Below are 21,691 nucleotides of genomic sequence, written 5' to 3' on the forward strand. Positions count from 1 at the left end.
CGCCCTGGGAAGTCACGGGGTCAATCCTTGCGCATCAGTCGCTCCCGCCCGGCGCGGGTGCCCGCGGACTCCTGCGGTAGGACGAGACCTCCGGGCACTCGGCAAGCCAGAACCGCCACGGCCGGTCGGCGGCCTTGCTCACCCCGACCCGCGGCCCACTGGTGACGGGTCCGATGGCGGACAGTTCGAGAGTGATGGGCCCGTCGGCGTCGAAGAGGTCGATCCCGTTGTCGTCCATGGTGATTCCGAGCGCCGAGCACAGATTGCCGGGACCGCGCGCCAACGCCTTCGTGGTCACCGGACCGCGGCGGGCGTGGGCGGCGTCGAATCCGTCCGTGACCACCGCGGCGCGGAGGAGCACTGCGGCGGCCACGCCATCGGCGCCGCACACGACGTTGGCGCAGACGTGGATGCCGTGGCTACGGTAGGTGTACATCCGGCCCGGGGGTCCGAACATGACGGCGTTGCGTCCGCCACGGCCGCGAAACGAATGAGCGGCCGCGTCCGGCCACGGCTCGTCCGGCGGTCCGCCGTACGCCTCGACCTCGACGACCACCGCAGACGCTCCACGGCCGGTCAGCACCGCCCCGACCAGCAATCGGGCGGCCGACACGGGGTCGGTGGTCAACCGTTCCGCGCTCACGGGGTGATTCTGCCCGCCGCCCTTGACTCGCGGTGCGCCGGGGAGGATATTCATCGCATGATGACTTCATCGCACGATGAATTAATCCGCCGACACGTCGAACCCGCCGTCTCCGTCGAGCATCTGACCGTCGTCCGCGGCAAGCGCCCAGCTCTCGACGACGTCACCCTGCACATCGCCCCCGGGACGATCACCGGCGTCCTCGGCCCGTCCGGATGCGGCAAGAGCACGCTGATCCGGAGCATCGTCGGCACCCAGATCATCGCCAGCGGAACCGTCACCGTGCTCGGGCGGCCCGCCGGCTCCGCCGAGTTGCGGCACCGCGTCGGGTACGTGACGCAGGACGCCACCATCTACGAAGATCTCCGCGTCATCGACAACGTGCGCTACTTCGCGTCGCTGTACGGCTCCAACGCGCAGGCGGCGGACGAGGCCGTCAACGGGGTCGGGCTCAATGACCACCGAACGGCGTTGTGCGGCAACCTCTCCGGCGGTCAGCGGACCCGCGCATCCCTGGCGTGCGCACTGGTGGCGCACCCCGACCTGCTGGTGCTCGACGAACCGACAGTCGGTCTGGACCCCTTGCTCAGGATCGATCTGTGGGAGCAGTTCCACCACCTCGCCCGCAGCGGGACGACGCTGCTGGTGTCGAGTCACGTCATGGACGAAGCCGACCACTGCGGCGACCTCCTGCTGTTGCGGGAGGGACGCCTGCTGGCACACACGACGCCTGCCAAATTGCGAGAGGACACGGGATGTCAGTCACTGGAGGAAGCGTTTCTCTCCGTCATTCGGCACAGCACCGCAGCCGCGGTCGGCTGAGCCCGCAGGCCTATCTGGCCACCACCGGGCGAATCCTGCGGCAGCTCGCGGGCGATCACCGCAGCGTCGCGATGATCCTCGTCGTTCCGGCGCTGATCATCACGTTGATGTACTTCATGTTCTCCGGCGTGCCGCACCGCCCGGGCACGCCTTCGCCGTTCAACAATGCGTGCCTGATCATGCTCGGGGTGTTCCCGCTGATCGTGATGTTCCTGATCACGTCGATCACGATGCAGCGCGAGCGCGTCTCCGGAACCTTGGAGCGGATCCTGACCACTCCCCTGCGTCGGCTCGACCTGCTGGCCGCCTACGGGACGGCGTTCTCGATCGCCGCCGCAGCGCAGGCCACGCTGGCATGCGTGATCTCCTTCTGGCTGCTCGGGCTCGACACGGCGGGCAGCCCGGGTCTGGTCTTCGCCATCGCCATCATCAACGCCGTACTCGGCGTGGGGCTCGGGCTGCTGTGTAGTGCGTTCGCGCGCACGGAGTTTCAGGCCGTCCAGTTCATGCCCGTGGTGATCGCCCCGCAGCTTTTGCTGTGCGGGATCATCGTCCCGCGCGACATGATGCCGGACTGGCTGCAGTGGATCAGTAACGCCCTCCCCGCCAGTTACGCGCTCGAGGCCCTGAAGGAGGTGGGCGCCCATCCCGAGCTCACGGCCACAGCGGCGCGTGACATCGCGATCGTCGTCGCGTTCGCGGTCGTAGCGATGGCGCTGGCGGCCGCCACCCTGCGCCGCAGGACGCCGTGACCGCGTCGAGCCGCAAACGCCCCGGCCGCCCGCCGGGTACCTCCGACACCCGCGAACGGATTCTGACCAACGCGCGAGAACTGTTCGCCCGCAACGGGATCGGCAATACATCGATCCGTGCGATCGCCACGGCCTCCGAGGTGGATCCGGCGCTGGTCCACCATTACTTCGGCACCAAGGAGCAACTGTTCGCCGCCGCCGTACACATCCCCATCGATCCGATGCAGATCATCGGGCCGCTGCGCGAGGTACCGCTCGAGGACCTCGGCATCACGTTGCCCTCGTTGCTGCTGCCGCTGTGGGACTCCGAGATGGGGACCGCCTTCATCGCGACCATCAGGTCACTGCTGGCCGGCGATGACGTCAGCCTGATCCGGTCCTTCCTACAGGACGTGATCACGGTCGAAGTGGGTGCGCGCGTCGATGATCCGCCGGGGTCCGGTGCGGTCCGCGCGCAGTTCGTCGCGTCGCAGTTGGTCGGCGTCGTGATGGCGCGCTACATCCTCGAACTCGAACCGTTCAAGTCGCTACCCGTCGAGCAGATCGCCGAGACCATCGCACCCAACCTTCAGCGCTACCTCACCGGCGAGCTGCCCGGATTCGCCTAGGGTTCGGCGCGTTCCATCAATGCCGCGTGTTCGGCGTCGTCGCTGATGGTCACGGCCTCGTCGATCAGCAGGACGGGGATACCGTCCTGGATTCGGTAGAACAGGCGCAAGCGCGGGTTGTATAGCGCTTCGTCGTCGATCAGGAGTAGGGGCCCGCGATCCTGCGGGCACACCAGGAGGCTGCGTAGACGTTGATCGAGCATGGCGTCAGGCGAGCGGGATGTTGATGCCGCCACTGTTATTGGGGTCGATCGCCCCGTTGCCCCCGCTGCCGCCGATGCCGATCGTCGGCGGGTTCAGCACCGGACCACCGCCGCCGCCTCGCGCGGCCTGCCGCAGCTGGAACGTCAGGGTCGACTCGAGCGCGGCGACCAGCGGTGCCTGATTCGGTCGCTTGTCCAGCGCGGCCACGATGGCCTCCTTGTTCGCGCTCGACGGGTAATACCCCTGCTGACGCATCTTGAGGACCTTGTGAATCAGCGTCGACAACTGCCCGCCACCAGCGCCCATGTCGTAGTCGGAGGCGACGATGGCGAGAGCCTGATCGGCGGTCATCTCCGGGGCGGCGGTCACATCATCGGTCGCGGGGTCGGCCCACGCCGGAGCAGCACCTGCGCCGACCACCAGCCCGGTGGCCAACGCGCCACCAACCATCGCTCCTGCCACGGCGCGACGCCAATCGAAACTCTTGCCGGTCCGTACAGCCATCAATCCTCCATCGTCGAGCGTCCAAGAGCCTCCGGCCCGACCCGGGTGGCCACGCACAGCCAGCTGGAGCCTAACAAAGCCCAAAGCTCGTGGCAGCGCGTCACTCGTTTCACTCTGCTCACTCCTCGGGTGCCGCCTGGGTGATCTCGGCACGCACGGCAGCCGTCAGTCGTTTGTAGGTTCCGGTGTCGGCGTCGCGATACCAGGCATGACGGGACGGTTTCGGGATGCCGGCCGACCGCAACGGGCCGAGCAGCGGCCGGTACGTCGCGCTCAGCTTCATCTCCGGCACGACGTGGACGAAGTCCGGGGCCGCACCCACGGGCAGCCTGGCGAGCGCCTCGTTCAGGTCAGCCGTCGGCACGCTGCCCCCGGGCCTCAGCACCACCGCCGACACCGCGAGCTCGCGGTCGCCGACGGCCACCCGATACGTCACCGCCAGATCGACCGCGCCGATACGTCCGACGGTGTCGTTGACCGCAGCGCTGAACACCGGGCCGCGATCTGTGCGGATGACCGTCCCCCGGTTGTCGACCAGCCAGTAGTCGCCGTCCTCGTCGCGTCGGAACAGGTACTCCGTCGACACCCACAGGTCGTTGGGTGCGAACACGCCACGCTTGATCGACGCCGTCGGATCGACGGGCCCTCGCGGGTGGGCCAGCAGCACGCCGACCTCGTTGGTCCCCGCCAGTGCGACGAAGCCGCGGTCGTCTTCGAGGATGAGGTCATCGTCGGGGTCATACGCGGCGAGCGCGATCTGTCCGCCACCCGGCAGCGGTCTGCCCTCACTGCCGATCTTGGCAGCCGAGACGTTGGCCAGCACGGCCTGTCCGTCGGTGGTGGCGAAGAACTCGACGATGTGGGCTGGGGCGAACTCCTCCTCGACGCGCTTCCACAGCCCGGTCGGCATGCCGGACCCGATGAACAACCGGACCGGATGGTCGCCGTTGAGCATGAACGCCGGGTCGTCGATCACCTCGCGAAGCATCGCCCACGTGTAGGACACCACGGTCACGCCGTACTGCCGCAGCTCGTGGACGAAGCGGTCTGGACGCAGACCCCGCGACAAGGCGATGCGCGTACCGCCGACCACCGCGCCGCCCAGGCTGACGAGAAGCCCGGACTGATGATGCAGCGGAGTCAGGCAGTACACCGTGTCCCCAGAGCCAAGATTGGCCGCCGACGCCGTGCCGATGGCCGAGAGGGCCCACCGGAAGTTCGTGATCTGACGAGGGACCAGCTCACCGCCCACCGTCGCGAAGGCCACGTAGGCCAGGTCCCTGGCGTAGCCGGGGTTGGGCCGATACCAGCCGGGGAGCGCGACGACGTCGGGGTCGATCTTCTCCATGTCGACGACGTCATCATCGGCTCCGAGGTCCAGGTCGCGCGCCTCGCCGCCGCCGAGGACCAGAACCCGCAACGGGAGCTTCTTGGCCGCCTCGAGGTGAAGCGGATCGGCGATCACGTCGGAGACCGAGCCGAGCCGGGCCGCCTCTGTCAGGTCGGCGTCGGGTGGCATCAGCACGGCGACCGCGCCGAGTCGCGACAGCGCAGCGATCGCGACCAGCGCGCTGGGCCTGGTCTCCATCAGCACGCCCACGTGGGCGCCCTGCCGCACGCCGACGTCGATGAGACCTCGGACGACGTTGTTGATGCGGCGATCGACCGCCTCGTAGGTGTGCACGCGCCCGTCGAACAGCAGGAACTCGCCGTCCGGGGTCGCCCGCGCCTGCTCGGTCATGATGCGCCCGAGCGAGATTCGGGTGTGGTCGTTGACCTGACCCAGGCGGGCCAACCGCGGCAGGGTGCGGGCGGTCTCGGCGATCAGGGCACGCGCTGACTTGTTGGCGGCCAGCAACGTGCCCGCCGCGGCGCGCGCCACGCCGAACGACATCTCCGCCGCCGCACCCGCCCCGTGGACGAGGCGGGCGCCCAGTGCGACGCCCGACTCGTTGCTCTGCTCGGGCTGCAACGCCATCGGAACGACGTCGGCGGGCTGCTCGCCGTCGCCGGTGAGCCACTTCACCCACGCCGCCACCGTCGGCCACGTCTGCGTAGCCGCCTTCGATCCGACGACGAGGCCGAAATGGCCTGAGCGGATGAGGTATTCGTAGACGTCAGCCCTCGGTGACGCCCGCTTGATGCCACGCACCGAGGCGGGCTGGCCGATGTCGTCGACCTCACCGACGACCGCGAGGACGGGGCATTCGATGTCACTGAGCGTGACGAGTTCGCCGCGAATCGCGAAGCCGCCGCTCATCATCCGGTTGTGGGAGATGAACTGCTTGAGCAGCTCGGCGATGGCGGGGCCCGACCACGCGATGTAGCCGTCGGAGGCGAGGAATCGGCGTTGCTGCTCGCGGGGCAGCAGGGCCTCGCGATCGTGCAACTGACGGACGAAGTCCACCCGCGACTGGGCGGTCTTGATCGGGTCGAGCAGCTGAAAGCCCGTGCGGGCCAGCCAGCCGGGGATGTCGAGGCGACTGAAGACGTGGTCGGCCATGAAGTCCGCCGCCCCGACGGCCAATCCGGCGGGAAGGTTCATGGGCAGGGCGGCCAGGGTGTCGACGGGCGATCCGAACGCGACGATGCTCGCGAGATCCTTGGACCGTCGGTAGGCGGCCGTCTGGTAGGCGAACATCCCGCCCTGCGAGTAGCCGGCCACGTGGACGTCCCGATCGGTGATCTTCCTCACCGTGTCGATGGCTTCGCTCAGGGCGATGATGTGATCGGAGAGGTTGCGCTGCATCCCGCCCTCGATCTGATCGGGCGAGCCGAAGTCGATCACCCAGGGGTCGATACCCGCCTCGTGGAGGATGCCGACCGCACCCTCGTCGCGGGTGACGTCCCACATGTCGGCCGACATCATCATCGGATGCACCATCAGCACCGGCGGACCGGGCGGCGTGGCGCCCGGCCTGCTGTCGGGCGGAAAGTACCGGCGCAGCCGATACATGGGGACGCTCTCGACGATCTGGAAGGGCGAGGGCACCGCACCGGTCTCGAGGCCGCCGTACCGAAGGACTTCGAGACCGTTCTGTGCCGTCGCCACCAAACGCCCCACGGGCCCGGTGATGGGCGAAAGGTCCACTACGATCGTCCCCTTTCGTGCGCCCCGCGAATCCCCCGATCCGAGGTCATCATGGCACAGCGCCCGCGAAGCCCATGGCGATCGCACCCTATGATCGGCGGCTGATGGCGAACCTCATCAACCTCGAACGTGCAACCGTTGGTTACGGCACGCGCACACTGCTCGACGGCGTGAGCCTCGGCGTCGACGCGGGCGACGCGATCGGCGTCGTCGGCCGCAACGGCGATGGCAAGACCACCCTGCTGCAGATCCTCACCGCGACCCGGCCGCCCGACTCCGGCCGCGTCACCCACACGTCGGGATTGAGCGTCGGCTACCTCCACCAGTCCGACGACTTCCATCCCGACGCGACCGTGCGCGACGTCATCGTCGACGGGCAGGCCGACCACATCTGGGCGGCCGACGCCGAGACGCGGTCGGTGGTGGAGAACCTGCTGACCGAGGTGTCGATGGACCGGGAGGTGAACAACCTCAGCGGCGGTGAGCGACGTCGCGTCGCACTGGCGGCGATCCTGCTCGCGGGTCACGACGTCCTCGTCCTCGACGAACCGACCAACCACCTCGACGTCGAGGTCATCGGATGGCTCGCCGGACACCTCTCCAAGCAGACCGCCAAGACGATGGTGGTCGTCAGCCACGATCGGTGGTTCCTGGACGCCGTGTGTACGCGCATCTGGGAGGTCCACGGCGGCGCCATCGACGCGTATGAGGGCGGCTACGCGGCGTACGTCCTTGCCAGGGCGGAGCGATCCCGGGTGGCCGCCGGCACCGAGGCGCGACGCCGCAACCTGATGCGCAAGGAACTGGCGTGGCTGCGACGGGGACCGCCCGCGCGGACGTCCAAGCCGAAGTTCCGCATCCAGGCCGCCAACGACCTGATCGCCAACGAGCCCGAGCCGCGTGACTCCCTTGCGCTGCAACGCTTTGCGACGGCGCGGCTGGGCAAGGACGTGTTCGACCTGCACCGGGTGACGTTGCAGGCGGGCGACAAGACGATCCTCGACCACCTCGACTGGTCGATCGGGCCCGGCGTGCGGATCGGACTGGTGGGCGTCAACGGCACCGGCAAGACGACGGTGCTCAAGCTGCTGACCGGTGAGTTGCCGCCGACCTCGGGCACCGTCAAGCGCGGCAAGACCCTGCGGATCGGCTATCTGAGCCAGGCGCTGGTCGAGATGAACGGCCACGAACGCGTGCTCGACGCGGTGGAGAATGCCAAGCGGATCTCCGAACTCGCGGGCGGCAAGGAAGTCAGCACGGCCACCCTGCTCGAGGACTTCGGCTTCACCGGCGACAAGCTGACCACCCGCCTCGCTGAGCTCTCGGGTGGCGAACGGCGGCGCTTCCAATTCCTGCGGCTGCTGCTCGACGAACCCAACGTGCTGCTGCTCGACGAGCCGACCAACGATCTCGACATCGACACCCTCAACGTCATCGAGGACTACCTCGACGGCTGGCCCGGCACGCTGATCGTGGTCACCCACGATCGCTACTTCCTCGAGCGGGTTAGCGACGTGACGTATGCGCTTCCGGGTGAGGGCCGTTGTGTGTTGCTGCCCGGCGGGATCGAGCAGTATCTCGCCGAACGCCCGAGCGCCAACGGCGCGTCGCCGACGCGGCCGGCCGATCGAAACGAGACCGCCTCGGCGCGCGAACGCAAGGCGGGAAAGCAGCTGTCCCGCATCGAGAGTCAGCTCAAGAAGCTCGACGAGCGGATTGCGAAGCTGCATGTCACCATGGCCGACGCGGCCGCCGACCACGTGCGGCTCGGCGAATTGAACGGCGAACTGTCCGAGATGGTGGCGCGCAAGGAGTCACTCGAAGAGGAGTGGCTGTCGCTCGCCGACGACTAGCGCACCACGCGGTGGTGGAGGAACACGACTCCCGACCTGAAGGTGCGCGTGCCGACGAGCTCGAGCTTCACCTGCCGCCCGAGCGGGGCGAAGAACGGGACGCCACCGCCCAGCAGCACCGGATAGACCCTGATTCGGTATTCGTCGATCAGATCCAACGCGGCCGCCTCCGCCGCGAGGGCGGCGCCGCCGATCGCGATGTTTCCCGGGCCAGGCTCCGCGCGCAGTCGCCCGATCTCCTCTGCCAGGCCGGCCGACGCCAGGCGGGCATTGCCCTGCACGGCTGACAGCGTGCGGGAGAACACCACCCGCGGGAGCGCCTGCCAGAGAGCGGCCCACTCGAGCTCGGCGTCGTCGAGCGGTGGGTCGTGGTCGGTGGTCTCCCAATACAGCATCGTCTCGTAGAGTCGTCGGCCCAGCAGATGGACGCCGATCCCCGAGATCTCCTCGAGGCAGAAGGCGAAGACCTCCTCGTCGGGCACCGCCCAGTCGATGCCGCCGTCGGGGTCCATGACGTAGCCGTCGAGGGTTACGCCCAATGAATAGGTCACGCTGCGCACAGAATTCCTCCCTGAAAAGGTGTCCGACAGTACGACTGCGGGACACGGGAGAACTCATCGCGGGCTAGGACTGCAGCCGGATCCAGAGTCGATCGGCGGTGTCGCGGACCACCTGAAGCTGCTTGGCGACCTGCGAGGGCGCGGTGCCACCCCGGGCGTCGCGTGAGTTCACCGAGCCCTCCACCGTGAGCACCTCGCGCACCTCGGGTGTCAGCCCAGGATGGATGGCCTTGAACTCGTCGTCGGTCAGCTCCTCGAGCCCGACCCCGCGAGCCTCGGCGGTTCGCACTGCGGCGCCCGCGGCTTCATGGGCAACGCGGAACGCAAACCCTTGTCGCACCAGCCATTCCGCGACATCGGTGGCGAGCGTGTACCCGCGCGGTGCGAGCTCCGCCATGCGTTCGGCGTCGAAGATCAGCGTGCCGACGAGCCCGGTCATCGCCGGCAAGAGCAGCTGTAGCTGGGCGACTGAGTCGAAGACCGGCTCCTTGTCCTCCTGCAGATCCCGGTTGTACGCCAACGGTTGCGCCTTCAGCGTGGCCAGCAGACCGGTGAGGTTGCCGATCAGCCGACCCGACTTGCCGCGCGCCAACTCGGCGATGTCGGGATTCTTCTTCTGCGGCATGATCGAACTACCCGTCGACCAGGCGTCGTGCAGGGTGACGTAGCCGAATTCGGTTGTGCTCCAGAGGATCACGTCCTCGGCGAGCCGGGACAGGTCCACGGCGATCATCGCGAGCACGAACGCGGCTTCGGCGGCGAAGTCACGCGACGCCGTCGCGTCGATCGAGTTGTCGGCGGCGGCCGTGAAGCCGAGGTCCGCGGCGATCGCGTCGGGATCCAAACCCAGCGACGATCCGGCGAGCGCCCCGGCGCCGTACGGGGAGATCGCCACACGGTCGTCGAGATCGAGGATGCGGTCGACGTCGCGAAGCAGCGGGTGTGCGTGTGCGAGCAGGTGGTGTGCCAGCAGGATGGGTTGCGCCGACTGCAGGTGCGTCTTGCCCGGCATGATCTCGGTCGGGTGCGATGCCGCCTGGGTGGCCAACGCCCCCACCACGTCGAGCACGCCGGTGCCGACGGTCCGCATCGCGTCGCGCAGCCACATCCGAAACAGCGTGGCCACCTGGTCGTTGCGCGATCGGCCCGCCCGCAGACGGCCGCCGAGGTCCTCACCGGCGCGTTCGATCAGCCCGCGTTCGAGGGCGCCGTGAACGTCCTCATCGCTGGGCAGCGGCTGGAAGCTGCCGTCGTCGACGTCCCTGCCGAGGGCGTCCAACCCCGCGAGCAGGCCGTCGCGTTGCGCCTCGGTCAGCAGCCCCGCGCGGAACAGCACCAGCGCGTGCGCCTTCGACGCCTTGACGTCATGGGGTGCCAGCACCCAGTCGAAGTGTGTCGACTTGCTCAAGGCGGCCAGCGCGTCGGACGGGCCGTCGGCGAACCGGCCGCCCCACAGCGAGCCCTCGTTGGTGCTCACGTCAGACGTTCGCGAGCGTGCGCGAACTCCGAATTGTGAGCGGCGTGTCGCCCGCAGACACGCACGCTCGCGCTAGTGGGGGGCACCGTCGAGGTCCCGGCGGGCGGCGATCTTCGAGGACAGCCCGTGCACGTGCACGAAGCCCTTCGCGCTGGACTGATCGAAGGTGTCACCCTCGTCGTAGGTGGCGAGGTTGAAGTCGTACAACGACTCGGCGCTGCGCCTGCCGTTCACCGCGATGTGGCCGCCGTGCAACACCATGCGGATCTCCCCCGTCACGTGTTCCTGGGTGCTCGCGACGAACGTCTCCAGGGAACGCTTCAGCGGCGAGTACCAGAGCCCGTCGTAGACCAGTTCGCCCCAGCGCTGATCGGTGGTCCGCTTGAACCTGGCCAGCTCGCGCTCCAGCGTCACGTGCTCGAGTTCGGTGTGCGCGGTGATCAACACCATGGCGCCGGGTGCCTCGTAGATCTCGCGGCTCTTGATGCCCACCAGCCGGTCCTCGACGACGTCGAGCCGGCCGACGCCCTGCGCCCCGGCGCGACGGTTCAGCTCGACGATGGCCTCAAGGACGGACACGCCGCGCCCATCTATGGAGACCGGCCTGCCCTTCTCGAAGCCGACGATCACCTCGTCGGGTGAGCTCCAGTTGACCGTCGGATCCTCGGTGTAGTCGTAGACATCCTTCGTGGGGGCATTCCAAAGATGTTCCAGGAAGCCCGTTTCCACCGCCCGTCCCCACACGTTCTGGTCGACCGAGAACGGCGACCGCTTGGTGACGTTGATGGGGATGGCGTTCTCCTCGGCGAAGGCGATGGCCTTCTCCCGTGTCCACGCGTAGTCGCGGACGGGCGCCAGCACCTCGAGATCGGGTGCCAGCGAAGCGAACCCGACCTCGAACCGCACCTGGTCGTTACCCTTGCCGGTGCAGCCATGCGCCACGATGCCGCCGCCGTACTCACGCGCGGCGTCCACCAGGTGCTTGACGATCAGCGGTCGGCTGATCGCCGACACCAGCGGATAGCGGTCCATGTACAGCGCATTGCTGGTGATGGTTGGCAGGCAGTATTCGTCGGCGAACTCATCGCGGGCGTCCACCACGACCGCCTCGACGGCGCCACAGTCCAGGGCGCGCTGCCGGACGAGCTCCATGTCCTCACCGCCCTGGCCAAGATCGATCGCGACGGCCACGACCTCGCGCCCGGTCTCCTTGCCGATCCAGCTGATCGCCACGGACGTATCCAGACCGCCGGAGTACGCCAGGATGACGCGTTCGGACATTGAATCGATCTCCTTATTTCAGTTCTTCGAGAGTGCTGGCCAGCTCGGCGCCCGTCATGGGTTCGCGCGCGACCACCAGGATGGTGTCATCCCCGGCAATGGTGCCGACGACGTAGGGCAGGGCCGAGCGGTCGATCGCGCTGGCCAGATAGTGGGCACCGCCGGGCGGGGTGCGGAGAACGGCGAGGTTGCCGCTGGCGTCGGTCGACACCAGCAGATCACCCAGCAGTCGCGACATGCGGTCGGTGCCGCCGGCGACCCCGCGTACCGGGCTGCCGTCCTCGGGCACCACGTAGACGCCGATTCCGCCGTCGGCACCCCGCAGTTTGACGGCGCCGAGTTCCTCGAGGTCCCGTGAGAGCGTGGCCTGGGTGACGTCGATCCCCTCGGCCGCCAGGATCGCGGCAAGCTCGCTCTGACTGCGCACGGACTTCGATGACAGGAGCGTCACGATGCGCGCCTGTCGACCTGCTCTGGTAGCCGTGCTCATGCGCACCTCACGACTGTTCCAACAGCCACACCAGCAGCGCCTTCTGCGCGTGCAGCCGGTTCTCGGCCTCGTCCCAGACCGCGCTCTGCGGCCCGTCGATGACGTCGTCGGTGATCTCGTGCCCGCGGTGGGCGGGCAGGCAGTGCAGCACCACGGCGTCCTGGTCGGCGAGCGCCAACAGCTCACCGTTGACCTGGAACGGACGGAACGGACGCACCCGGTCGAGGCCGTCGTTCTCCTGCCCCATCGACGTCCAGGTGTCGGTGACCAGGACGTCGGCACCCGTGGCGGCCGCCTTCGCGTCGGCCGTCACGGTGACGGTGGCCCCGGTGTCGGCAGCGCGGCGTTCCGCGGCCGCAACGAACTGCCGGGCAGGCTCGAAACCCGTTGGTGCGGCGATGGTCACGTCGATGCCCGCGGTGACACCACCCAACATCAGCGAGTGCGCCATGTTGTTGGCACCGTCACCGAAGTAGGTCATCTTCAGCCCTTTGAGGCCCGACATTCCCCCCTTGCGTTCGGCCAGCGTCTGCAGGTCGGCCAGCACCTGACAGGGGTGGAACTCGTCGGACAGCGCATTGACGATCGGCACCGTCGAGCCCGAGGCCATGGCGGTCAGTCGTTCCTGCGCGAAGGTCCGCCACACGATCGCGTCGACATACCGGGACAGCACCTTTCCGGTGTCCTCGAGTGTCTCCTCACGGCCCAGCTGCGTGCTGCGGCCGTCGACCACGACGGCATGACCGCCCAGTTGGGCGATGCCCATCTCGAACGAGAAGCGCGTCCTGGTGGAGTTCTTCTCGAAGATGACCGCAACGCCGCGCGGCCCATCCAGCGGGCGTCTGCTGAACGGCTCGGCCTTGAGTTCGGCTGCGAGAGAAAGAACTTCGGCCTGCTCACTGGGAGAGAGGTCGTCATCGCGCAGGAAGTTCCGGACGGTCACGAGGCCTCCATCGCGGTGTCGAGGACTGCGGGCAAGGCGGTGAGGAAGGCGTCGATCTGCGCGTCGGTGACGACCAGGGGCGGGGCCAGCCGCACCACGTTCGGCGTGGCGGCGTTGACCAGGAAGCCCGCCTCCCGGGCTGCCGTCTCGACCGCCTTGCCGTGCGGTGCCGTCAGGACGATGCCGCGCAGCAGGCCACGGCCCCTGACGTGGTCGACGAGCGGATGGCCGATGGCCTCGATGCCGTGGCTGATGGTCTTGCCGAGGACGTCGGCGCGCGCGATGAGGTCGTCGGTGGCCAACGTCGCCAGAACGGCCAGCGCTGCGGCGGTGCACACGGGATTGCCCCCGAAGGTGCTGCCGTGCAGGCCAGGGGTCAGCAGGGCGGCGGCGTCGCCAATCGCGAGGCAGGCACCGATGGGTAGACCACCGCCAAGCCCCTTGGCCAGGGTGACCACGTCGGGGGTGATGCCGTCGTGCTGATGGGCGTAGAACGAGCCCGTCCGGCCGACACCCGTCTGCACCTCGTCGAGCACCAGCAGAGCACCGTGCCGGGCGGTGATCTCGCGGGCCGCGGCGAGGTACCCGGGTGGCGGCGTGACGACCCCGCCCTCCCCCATGATCGGTTCGAGGAAGACGGCGGCAGTCTCATCGGTGACGGCGCCGGCGAGTGCGTCGACATCGCCGTAGGGCACGTGGGTGACGTTGCCGGGCAGCGGTTCGAACGGCGCCTGCTTCGACGGCTGACCGGTCAGCGACAGCGAGCCCATGGTGCGGCCGTGGAACGCGCCCTCGGCGGCGACCAACTCGGTGCGGCCGGTCAGGCGGGAGATCTTGAAGGCCACCTCGTTGGCCTCGGTGCCGGAGTTGCAGAAGAAGACTCGCGCCTTGGTGTCACCGCCCAGGTGTGCCACCAGGGCCTCGGCCAGGGCGATGGCGGGCTCGGTGGCATACAGGTTGGACGTGTGACCGAGGGTGTTCAACTGCTTGGTGACGGCGTCGATGACCGCGGGATGTCGATGCCCGAGCACGTTGACCGCGATGCCGCCGAGTAGGTCCACGTAGGACTTCCCGTCTGCGTCGGTGACGACGGCACCGTCACCGCTGACCAGCGCGACCGCGGGCGTGCCGTAGTTGTCCATCATCACGGCCTGCCAACGTTCCTGCAGCGCTTCGGTATTCGTGTTGGTCACTTCATCACCACCTTCGTCCCCGATCCTTCGTTCGTGAACAACTCCACCAGTACGCAGTGCTCGACCCTGCCGTCGATGACGTGGGCGCTGGGCACTCCCCCCTCGACCGCGCGCAGGCACGCCTCGATCTTGGGCACCATGCCCGACTCCAGCGTCGGCAGCAGCCCCGTCAGTGTCGTGACGTCGATCTCGCTGACGAGTGACGAGCGGTCGGGCCAGCTGGTGTACAGCCCCTCGACGTCGGTGAGCATCAGCAACTTCTCGGCCGAGAGCGCCTCGGCCAGGGCGGCGGCGGCGGTGTCGGCGTTGATGTTGTGCACCACGCCGGCCTCGTCGGGTGCGATGGTCGAGATCACCGGGATGCGGCCTGCGGCAATGAGATCCGTCACCGCTCGGGTGTCGACCTTCTCGACGTCGCCGACCAGCCCGATGTCGGTGGCCACCCCGTCCACCGTCACGCTGCGCCGCACGGCGGTGAACAACCGGGCGTCCTCGCCGGTGATGCCGACGGCGTAGGGGCCGTGCGCGTTGATGAGACCGACGAGTTCCCGGCCGACCTGACCGAACAGCACCATCCTGGCGACGTCGAGGACTTCCGGTGTGGTGACGCGGAATCCGCCCTTGAAGTCGCCTGCGATCCCGAGCCGCTTGAGCATGGCACTGATCTGCGGGCCGCCGCCGTGCACGACGACCGGATGGATGCCGCAGTTGCGCAGGAACACCATGTCCGCGGCGAAGGCGGCCTTGAGGTCGTCGTCGGTCATGGCGTTGCCGCCGTACTTGACGACGACGATCTTGCCGTGAAGCTGCTTGAGCCAGGGCAGGGCCTCGGCGAGCACCGCGCCCTTCGTGTGCGAGACGGTAGGGCTCACGAGCTGTACGCCGAGTTCTCTTCGACGTAGGCGTGCGAGAGGTCCGTGGTCCGAACGGTGGCCTCGCCGGAACCGACGGCCAGGTCCACGGTGACGGAGATGTCGGTACCGGACAGGTCGACGTCGCGGGCTCCTGGGGCGCCCGTACCGTCGATGCACACCGGAAAGCCATTGAATGACACGCTGATCTGGTCCGCGGCCATGTCGACGGGTGCCATGCCCACCGCTGCGAGCACTCGTCCCCAGTTGGGATCGGAGCCGAAGATCGCCGTCTTGACCAGGCTGTCGCGCGCGATGACACGGGCCGCGACGACCGCGTCGTCCTCATTCGCCGCGCCGGTGACCGTGACGGCGACGCGCTTGGTGACGCCCTCCGCATCGGCCTGCAGCTGTGCACACAGGTCGTCGCAGACCGCGCGTACCGCCGCGTCGAGTTCATCCTGCGTCGGGGTGACCTCGCTGGCACCGGAGGCGAGCAGCAGCACGGTGTCGTTGGTGGAGCAGCTGCCGTCGACGTCGAGCCTGTCGAACGTCAGGGCCGCGGCGTTGCGCAGCGCGCGGTCGAGCGCGTCGGCGTCGGCGACGGCGTCGGTGGTGATGACGCACAGCATGGTGGCCAGTGACGGCGCCAGCATCCCGGCGCCCTTGGCCATGCCGCCGACGGTCCACTTGCCCTGATGGTGCAGTGCCACCTGCTTCGGGACGGTGTCGGTGGTCATGATCGCCTGCGCCGCCTCGGCGCCACCGCTCAAGCCACCGGCCATCTCGTGCACGATGTCCTTGACGCCGCCGAGGACCTTGTCCATCGGCAGTCGGTCGCCGATCAAACCCGTTGAGCAGACCGCGACTTCGATGGCCCCGGTCTCGGTGCCCCAGTCCGACAACGCGTTGGCCACGGCCTCCGCGGTTGCGTGCGTGTCTTGGAAGCCCAGGGGGCCGGTGCAGGCATTGGCGCCGCCGGAGTTGAGGATGACGGCGCGAAGCCGTCTGGTGGTCATCACCTGCTGGCTCCACAGCACGGGCGCGGCCTTCACCTTGTTGCGCGTGAAGACGCCGGCGGCGGCGTAGTCGGGGCCCTCGTTGAAGACCAGCGCCAGGTCGGGCCTGCCGGAGGCCTTGATGCCCGCGGAGATGCCGGTGGCGCGGAAGCCCGACGGTGCGGTGACGCCCTGATTGCGTACGAGATTCATGGTGCCACCCCCACGATCGAAAGTCCTTCCGTCTCGGGCCAACCCAACGCCAGGTTCATCGACTGCACGGCCGCCCCTCCGGTGCCCTTGACGAGGTTGTCGATCGCGCACAGCGCCACCAGCACGCCGGCGTCCGCGTCGACGGCGACGGCGACCTGGGCGGCGTTGCTGCCGATCACAGAACCCGTGGAAGGCAGTCGGCCCTCCGAGAGTAGATGCACGAACGGCTCACCGCCGTATGCCTTCTCGTAGGCCGCGCGGATCTCGGAGAGCGAGGCCTCGGTGCGGGCGGTGCAGGTCGCGAGGATGCCGCGCGACGTCGGGATCAGTACGGGGGTGAACGACACCGTGACGTCCTTGTCGGTGACGGTCCGCAGACCCTGCGCGATCTCGGGGGTGTGCCGGTGCGCGCCGCCGACGTTGTACGCCCTGGCCGAGCCGATGATCTCGGCGCCGAGGAGGTCGACCTTCGCCGCGCGGCCCGCACCGGAGGTGCCGCTCACGGCGACGACCGTAACGGCGGGTTCGACGAGGTCCTCGGCGAGCGCGGGAAGCAGGGCGAGCAGCGCGGCGGTCGGGTAGCAACCGGGAACGGCGATGCGCTTGGCGTGCCGCAGCGCCTCTCGTCCGCCGGGAAGTTCGGGCAGCCCGTAGGGCCAGCTGCCCGCGTGGGCCGAACCGTAGAACCGTTCCCACGCCGCGGGATCGGTGAGCCGGAAGTCGGCGCCGCAGTCGATGATCAGCGTGTCGGGGCCGAGTTGCTCGGCCAGCGCCGCGGAGTGCCCGTGCGGCAGGGCGAGGAAGACGACGTCGTGGCCGGCCAGCACGTCGGCGCTGGTCGGTTCGAGGATCCGGTCGGCGAGCGGCAGCAGGTGGGGGTGGTGTTCGGTCACGCTGGTGCCTGCGCTCGCCGCGGCGGTCAATGCTCCGAGGGTCAGGCGCCCGTCCGCCAGGGCCGGGTGGCCGAGCAGCAGTCGGAGTATCTCGCCGCCGGCGTACCCGCTGGCTCCGGCCACCGCGATGGAGATCATGCATGGATTCTGCATGTTTATGCAGGCCATCGCAAATCAATTCCATGGCCGACGCCGCCCCACACCGGCCCCGACCTACTCCGGCGTGTCGTCCTCCGCGGCGGCGAAGGCCGGGTGGAAGGCGACCATCCCGGCGGGCACCTCGTCGTCCAGGGCTAGCGCCAACACGTTCTCGGGCGGCACCCCTGGCATGACCAGCGACGAAGCGGAGGTAAAGCCGAACCTGCGGTAGTAGTCGGGGTCACCAACGAGGACGCATCCCCGTGCCCCGATGTCCCGCAGACGTTCGAAGGCGGCCCCAACGAGCGCGGTGCCGATGCCGTCGCGCTGTCGGCTCGGGCGCACCGACAGGGGGCCACCGCCATACCAGTCGACATCGGCTGCACCATCGATCGTGACAGGCGACACCGCGACGTGACCGACGATCTCGTCGTCGGCGTCGACGGCCACCAGCGAGAGAGTCAGCGCCCCGGCTGTCCGCAGGACGTCGATGATCGCCGCCTCGGTCTGACGACTCTGCCGTACGTCGGCGAAGGCCGCCGTCGTGACCGCGCGGATCGCGGTGACGTCGGATGGGCGCTCATCCCGGATGGTGATCATCGCCGTCAGCGCCGTTGCGTCGCGCCAACGCGCGCGGCCGCGGCCTCGACCGCCGCGTCGCGTGCCGCGCTGGCCTGGTCCTCGGTCAGCGTCCGGTCCGGCGCCCGGAACCGCAGCGCCAACGCCAGCGACTTGTTGCCCGCGCCGACCTGCGGGCCCGTGTACACGTCGAAGATCCGGACGTCCTCGAGCAGCTCGCCGGCCCCGGCGCGCACCGCGTCCACGACGGATTGGGCCGCCACGTCGTCGGCGACGATCAGGCTGACGTCCTGGAACACCGCGGGGAACGGTGACACCGCGGGGGCGGGCAACGGCTCGACGACCGGGACGGCACTCAGATCGAGTTCGACGGCGCAGACCCCCTTCGGGAGGCTCATGCGTTCGATCACCGCAGGGTGCAGCTGGCCGGCGTAGCCAACCACCTTGTCGTTCAACGAGATCTGCGCACAGCGACCGGGATGCCAGGGCAAGTGCTGCGCGGCTCGGAACTCGAACTCGACGTGGCAGGCCCGTCCGACGACGCGCACCGCCTCGAACGCATCCATCGCGTCGACGGGACGGCCGGGTCCCCACGGACCAGCGGGCTCCCGCAGGCCGGTCAGCACGGCGGCGACGTACAACGGCTGTCTGGGCAGTGCCGCATCGATGCTGGCGATCTCGGCTTCGGAGGGGCGGCGGTCGACCGGCAGCGGATCGAGTGGCGCCGTGTGCGGTGTCCTGAGCACCACCTGCTCGATGCCGTACAACGCGTCATCGGGCGCGCCGCGCGACACGTTGCGCACCAACGCCTCGAGCAGTCCCGGCACGAGCGTCGACGCCAGTTGGGGCCGGTCTGCCTCCAGTGGGTTGAGCACCTGCATGGTGTTGCGCCGCGGATCGTCGTCGGGCAGTCCCCAGGCGTCGAAGATGCCGGCGGGTAGGAACGGCGTCGGCAGTACCTCCACGAAACCGTGCAGTGCCAACGACTTTCCGACTGCACGCCGACGCCGCTGGCCGGGGCTCATCCCGCGTCCCGCCGGTGCCGTCGGCAACACCGAGGGGATCCTCTCCAGACCCTCGAGCCGCAGCACTTCCTCGACGAGGTCTGCGGGCTGCTTGAGGTCGGGGCGCCAACTCGGCGGAACGACGGTGACGATGCCGTCCTCGGTCGTCACCCGCCCCCCGATCTGGGTCAGCCGTCGCACGGTGGCGCCGGCGGGATACTCGACGCCGGCCAGCCGGTCCGGGAGATCCTCCGGCATGCGGACCGCCGCGGGAGACCAGTCGTCGCGGGGTGGGTCGCCGCGCCAGTCGGTCAGCGTCGGTTCGGCCGTCCCCCCGGCGATGTCGGCCAACAGGGTGGCGCAACGGTCCAGGGCGGCCACGGAGATGGCGGGGTCCACGGTGCGCTCGTAGCGCCGGCCAGCTTCACTGACCAGCCGCAGTCGCCGCTGGGTGCGCGACACCGCCGCCGGATCCCACACGGCCGCCTCGAGCAGCACGTCGGTGGTGCTGCCGCGTACCTCGGTCGTTCCGGCGCCCATGACGCCGCCGATGGCGGCAGTCGCCACGTCGTCGGCGATCAGCACGTCACCGGGATCGAGCGTGCGCGTGACGTCGTCGAGGGTGACGACGGTCTCCCCCGGTTCGGCGAATCGCACGTCGAAGCCGCCCGTGATGAGACTGCGGTCGTGCGCGTGCATGGGGTGACCGATCTCGAGCATGACGTAGTTGGTCACGTCGACGGCCGGTGAGATCGCCCGGATCCCGCTCAGCAGGAGCCGGCGCTGCATCCACCATGGAGACACGGCGGTTGGGTCGATACCGGTGACCGGTCGCAGCCCGAAACGTTGGACGCCGGTGCCGGATTGGACCCTCAGCGGCCACGCGTCACCCGTGACGGGCAAGGGCTCGACGTCGGCCGGGTCGACGAACTCGAGGTCATAGGCGCAGGCGAGTTCGCGCGCCATTCCGCGGATCGAGAGGCAGTACCCGCGGTCGGGGGTGATGGCCAGGTGGAAGACGACGTCGTCGAGGCCGAGCACGTCGAATGCCGAGTCACCGGGGTTGGCAGTACCCGGGGGCAGTACCAGGATGCCGGCGTGGTCGCTGCCGAGGCGCAGTTCGGAGGCCGAGCAGATCATCCCGTCGGAGGTACGACCGTAGGTCTTGCGCTTGGCGATGGTGATACCGCCGGTCGGCTCGGCGGTTGGCAACACAGTGCCGGGCAGGGCCACGACCACCAGATCGTCGACCGCGAAGTTGGTTGCGCCGCAAACGATGTCACGCGGCTCCGCCTCGCCGACGTCGACCTTGCACGCCCGGATGGGTTTCTTGAACTCGGTGAGGTCTTCGATCTCGGTCACCCGGCCGATCGTCAGCGGCCCCGACACCGGGCCCACCGGAACGATCTCCTCCACCTCGTGACCGACGCTGATGAGCGCGCGTTCGAGTTCGGTGGGCGAGACGTCCCAGTCGGGTGAGCCGGCCCGCACGACGTCGCGCAGCCAGCTGTAGGGAACGCGCATCAGGCTCCGACTCCGAACGGGAGCGAGAACCGGACGTCACCCTCGACCATGTCCCGCATGTCTGGAATGCCGTTGCGGAACTGCAGAGTTCGCTCCAACCCCATACCGAAGGCGAAGCCGGAGTATTCCTCGGGGTCGATGCCGCACGCGCGCAGGACGTTCGGGTTGACCATGCCGCAGCCACCCCATTCCACCCAGCCGGGGCCGCCCTTCTTGTTCTCGAACCAGATGTCGACCTCGGCCGACGGTTCGGTGAACGGGAAGAAGTGCGGGCGCAACCGGGTTCGGCCCTGAGGACCGAACTCGGCGCGGGCGAAGGCGTCGAGCGTGCCGCGAAGGTTGGCCATCGTCAGTCCGCGGTCCACGGCCAGACCCTCGACCTGGTGGAACACCGGCGTATGGGTGGCGTCGAGCTCGTCGGTCCGGAAGGTGCGGCCGATCGACACGATGTACACGGGCAACTCGCGTTCGAGCAGCGCCCGGATCTGCACCGGCGAGGTGTGGGTGCGCAGGACCTGCCGCGATCCCTCGGGTGCCACCTGGAACGTGTCCTGCTCGCTGCGCGCCGGATGGTCGGGAGGGAAGTTCAGCGCGTCGAAGTTGAACTGTTCGGATTCGACCTCGGGTCCCTCAGCCAGCTCCCAACCCATCGCGATGAAGACGTCGGCCACGTGGTCGGTCAGGATCGTGATGGGGTGCCTGGCACCGATCGGTCCGCGCGTCGAGGGCAGCGTCACGTCGATGCGTTCGGCGACCAGCGCCGCGGCGTCCCGTTCGGCGCGGAGCACCTCGATCCGGGCGTCGAAGGCGCTCTGCGCGGCGGTCCGGGCCTCGTTGACCCGGCGGCCGGCGTCCGCGCGCTCGGTCTTGGCCAGTGTCCCAAGCGCCTGGCGTGCCAATGCGATAGGCGACTTGTCGCCGAGATGCTCGGTCTTCGCGCGCGCCAAGGCGTCCAGATCGCCCGCCTGGTCGAAGGCCTCGCGGGCGGCGTCCACGGCGGTGGTCAATGCCTCCTGCGACAATTCCGACGAGCCCGGCTGATCTACCACCCGGCGATCATAGCGACGGAC

20 protein-coding genes are annotated in these 21,691 nt (G+C 68.8%); 4 read left to right on the forward strand and 16 right to left on the reverse strand.

Annotation, left to right across the window (positions count from 1 at the left end):
* Window positions 1–34: 34 nt before the first annotated feature.
* The gene (locus QUE68_RS14790; protein WP_284235942.1) at window positions 35–697 is read right to left on the reverse strand and encodes a DNA-3-methyladenine glycosylase; all 663 of its coding nucleotides are present in this window, start codon (window positions 695–697) and stop codon (window positions 35–37) included.
* A gap of 3 nt (window positions 698–700) precedes the next feature.
* On the opposite strand from QUE68_RS14790, the gene QUE68_RS14795 reads away from it, so the two are divergent.
* From QUE68_RS14795 to QUE68_RS14805, 3 genes are read left to right on the forward strand one after another with little or no spacing between them, the layout of a single operon-like run.
* Window positions 701–1,465, forward strand: a complete 765-nt coding sequence (locus QUE68_RS14795) for an ABC transporter ATP-binding protein (protein WP_284226787.1) — start codon at window positions 701–703, stop codon at window positions 1,463–1,465.
* On the forward strand, window positions 1,399–2,217 hold the full coding sequence (locus tag QUE68_RS14800) for an ABC transporter permease (RefSeq protein WP_284235941.1): 819 nt from the start codon (window positions 1,399–1,401) through the stop codon (window positions 2,215–2,217). Before QUE68_RS14795 ends, QUE68_RS14800 begins: the two co-directional genes overlap by 67 nt.
* Window positions 2,214–2,825 (forward strand): TetR/AcrR family transcriptional regulator, encoded by a 612-nt coding sequence (locus QUE68_RS14805; RefSeq protein ID WP_284226789.1) that lies wholly within the window; start codon window positions 2,214–2,216, stop codon window positions 2,823–2,825. Before QUE68_RS14800 ends, QUE68_RS14805 begins: the two co-directional genes overlap by 4 nt.
* Here QUE68_RS14805 and QUE68_RS14810 read toward each other — a convergent pair.
* From QUE68_RS14810 to QUE68_RS14820, 3 genes are all read right to left on the reverse strand, one after another.
* Window positions 2,822–3,028, reverse strand: coding sequence for a Trm112 family protein (locus tag QUE68_RS14810; protein WP_284226790.1), 207 nt, complete (start codon window positions 3,026–3,028; stop codon window positions 2,822–2,824). The two genes, QUE68_RS14805 and QUE68_RS14810, sit on opposite strands and share 4 nt — an antisense overlap.
* Window positions 3,029–3,032: 4 nt before the next feature.
* Window positions 3,033–3,533, reverse strand: coding sequence for a hypothetical protein (locus QUE68_RS14815; protein ID WP_284235940.1), 501 nt, complete (start codon window positions 3,531–3,533; stop codon window positions 3,033–3,035).
* A 118-nt stretch (window positions 3,534–3,651) separates the two neighbouring features.
* A complete protein-coding gene (locus QUE68_RS14820) occupies window positions 3,652–6,624 on the reverse strand; it encodes an acyl-CoA synthetase (RefSeq protein ID WP_284235939.1) in 2,973 nt (990 codons plus the stop codon).
* A 104-nt stretch (window positions 6,625–6,728) separates the two neighbouring features.
* Between QUE68_RS14820 and QUE68_RS14825 the strand changes: the two genes are divergently transcribed.
* Entirely contained in the window at window positions 6,729–8,477 is a 1,749-nt protein-coding gene (locus tag QUE68_RS14825; RefSeq protein WP_284235937.1) for an ABC-F family ATP-binding cassette domain-containing protein, read from the forward strand.
* On the opposite strand, the gene QUE68_RS14830 is transcribed toward QUE68_RS14825, so the two are convergent.
* From QUE68_RS14830 to pheS, 12 genes are all read right to left on the reverse strand, one after another.
* Window positions 8,474–9,028, reverse strand: coding sequence for a dihydrofolate reductase family protein (locus QUE68_RS14830; protein ID WP_349816664.1), 555 nt, complete (start codon window positions 9,026–9,028; stop codon window positions 8,474–8,476). The genes QUE68_RS14825 and QUE68_RS14830 overlap by 4 nt on opposite strands.
* 73 nt (window positions 9,029–9,101) lie before the next feature.
* Window positions 9,102–10,514, reverse strand: coding sequence for an argininosuccinate lyase (gene argH / locus QUE68_RS14835; protein WP_284226798.1), 1,413 nt, complete (start codon window positions 10,512–10,514; stop codon window positions 9,102–9,104).
* A 72-nt stretch (window positions 10,515–10,586) separates the two neighbouring features.
* Window positions 10,587–11,795 (reverse strand): argininosuccinate synthase, encoded by a 1,209-nt coding sequence (locus QUE68_RS14840; RefSeq protein ID WP_284235935.1) that lies wholly within the window; start codon window positions 11,793–11,795, stop codon window positions 10,587–10,589.
* Window positions 11,796–11,808: 13 nt separating this feature from the next.
* Complete coding sequence (locus tag QUE68_RS14845; protein WP_284226800.1) at window positions 11,809–12,285, reverse strand: arginine repressor; 477 nt, start codon at window positions 12,283–12,285, stop codon at window positions 11,809–11,811.
* A 7-nt stretch (window positions 12,286–12,292) separates the two neighbouring features.
* On the reverse strand, window positions 12,293–13,228 hold the full coding sequence (gene argF, locus QUE68_RS14850) for an ornithine carbamoyltransferase (RefSeq protein ID WP_286275715.1): 936 nt from the start codon (window positions 13,226–13,228) through the stop codon (window positions 12,293–12,295).
* Entirely contained in the window at window positions 13,225–14,373 is a 1,149-nt protein-coding gene (locus QUE68_RS14855) for an acetylornithine transaminase (protein ID WP_286275828.1), read from the reverse strand. The genes argF and QUE68_RS14855 overlap by 4 nt, the downstream gene beginning before the upstream one ends.
* Before the next feature lie 44 nt (window positions 14,374–14,417).
* A complete protein-coding gene (argB, locus tag QUE68_RS14860; protein ID WP_286275716.1) occupies window positions 14,418–15,293 on the reverse strand; it encodes an acetylglutamate kinase in 876 nt (291 codons plus the stop codon).
* Window positions 15,290–16,483, reverse strand: coding sequence for a bifunctional glutamate N-acetyltransferase/amino-acid acetyltransferase ArgJ (gene argJ, locus QUE68_RS14865; RefSeq protein WP_286275717.1), 1,194 nt, complete (start codon window positions 16,481–16,483; stop codon window positions 15,290–15,292). Before argJ ends, argB begins: the two co-directional genes overlap by 4 nt.
* Window positions 16,480–17,514, reverse strand: a complete 1,035-nt coding sequence (gene argC / locus QUE68_RS14870) for an N-acetyl-gamma-glutamyl-phosphate reductase (RefSeq protein ID WP_286275718.1) — start codon at window positions 17,512–17,514, stop codon at window positions 16,480–16,482. Before argC ends, argJ begins: the two co-directional genes overlap by 4 nt.
* A 75-nt stretch (window positions 17,515–17,589) precedes the next feature.
* Window positions 17,590–18,114, reverse strand: coding sequence for a GNAT family N-acetyltransferase (locus tag QUE68_RS14875; protein WP_286275719.1), 525 nt, complete (start codon window positions 18,112–18,114; stop codon window positions 17,590–17,592).
* A gap of 5 nt (window positions 18,115–18,119) precedes the next feature.
* Window positions 18,120–20,621, reverse strand: a complete 2,502-nt coding sequence (pheT, locus tag QUE68_RS14880) for a phenylalanine--tRNA ligase subunit beta (RefSeq protein WP_284226808.1) — start codon at window positions 20,619–20,621, stop codon at window positions 18,120–18,122.
* Entirely contained in the window at window positions 20,621–21,670 is a 1,050-nt protein-coding gene (gene pheS, locus QUE68_RS14885) for a phenylalanine--tRNA ligase subunit alpha (protein WP_284226810.1), read from the reverse strand. Before pheS ends, pheT begins: the two co-directional genes overlap by 1 nt.
* Window positions 21,671–21,691 lie beyond the last annotated feature (21 nt).

Source organism: Mycolicibacterium sp. TUM20985 (assembly GCF_030295745.1).
Classification (GTDB): Bacteria; Actinomycetota; Actinomycetes; order Mycobacteriales; family Mycobacteriaceae; genus Mycobacterium.

Bases quoted from the DNA above. Each gene is read 5' to 3' on its own strand.
- QUE68_RS14790 (WP_284235942.1), bottom strand. From the start codon at position 697: ATGAATATCCTCCCCGGCGCACCGCGAGTCAAGGGCGGCGGGCAGAAT.
- QUE68_RS14795 (WP_284226787.1), top strand. From the start codon at position 701: ATGATGACTTCATCGCACGATGAATTAATCCGCCGACACGTCGAACCC.
- QUE68_RS14800 (WP_284235941.1), top strand. From the start codon at position 1,399: ATGTCAGTCACTGGAGGAAGCGTTTCTCTCCGTCATTCGGCACAGCAC.
- QUE68_RS14810 (WP_284226790.1), bottom strand. From the start codon at position 3,028: ATGCTCGATCAACGTCTACGCAGCCTCCTGGTGTGCCCGCAGGATCGC.
- QUE68_RS14815 (WP_284235940.1), bottom strand. From the start codon at position 3,533: ATGGCTGTACGGACCGGCAAGAGTTTCGATTGGCGTCGCGCCGTGGCA.
- QUE68_RS14825 (WP_284235937.1), top strand. From the start codon at position 6,729: ATGGCGAACCTCATCAACCTCGAACGTGCAACCGTTGGTTACGGCACG.
- QUE68_RS14840 (WP_284235935.1), bottom strand. From the start codon at position 11,795: ATGTCCGAACGCGTCATCCTGGCGTACTCCGGCGGTCTGGATACGTCC.
- QUE68_RS14845 (WP_284226800.1), bottom strand. From the start codon at position 12,285: ATGAGCACGGCTACCAGAGCAGGTCGACAGGCGCGCATCGTGACGCTC.
- QUE68_RS14855 (WP_286275828.1), bottom strand. From the start codon at position 14,373: ATGATGGACAACTACGGCACGCCCGCGGTCGCGCTGGTCAGCGGTGAC.
- argJ (WP_286275717.1), bottom strand. From the start codon at position 16,483: ATGAATCTCGTACGCAATCAGGGCGTCACCGCACCGTCGGGCTTCCGC.
- argC (WP_286275718.1), bottom strand. From the start codon at position 17,514: ATGATCTCCATCGCGGTGGCCGGAGCCAGCGGGTACGCCGGCGGCGAG.
- QUE68_RS14875 (WP_286275719.1), bottom strand. From the start codon at position 18,114: ATGATCACCATCCGGGATGAGCGCCCATCCGACGTCACCGCGATCCGC.
- pheT (WP_284226808.1), bottom strand. From the start codon at position 20,621: ATGCGCGTTCCCTACAGCTGGCTGCGCGACGTCGTGCGGGCCGGCTCA.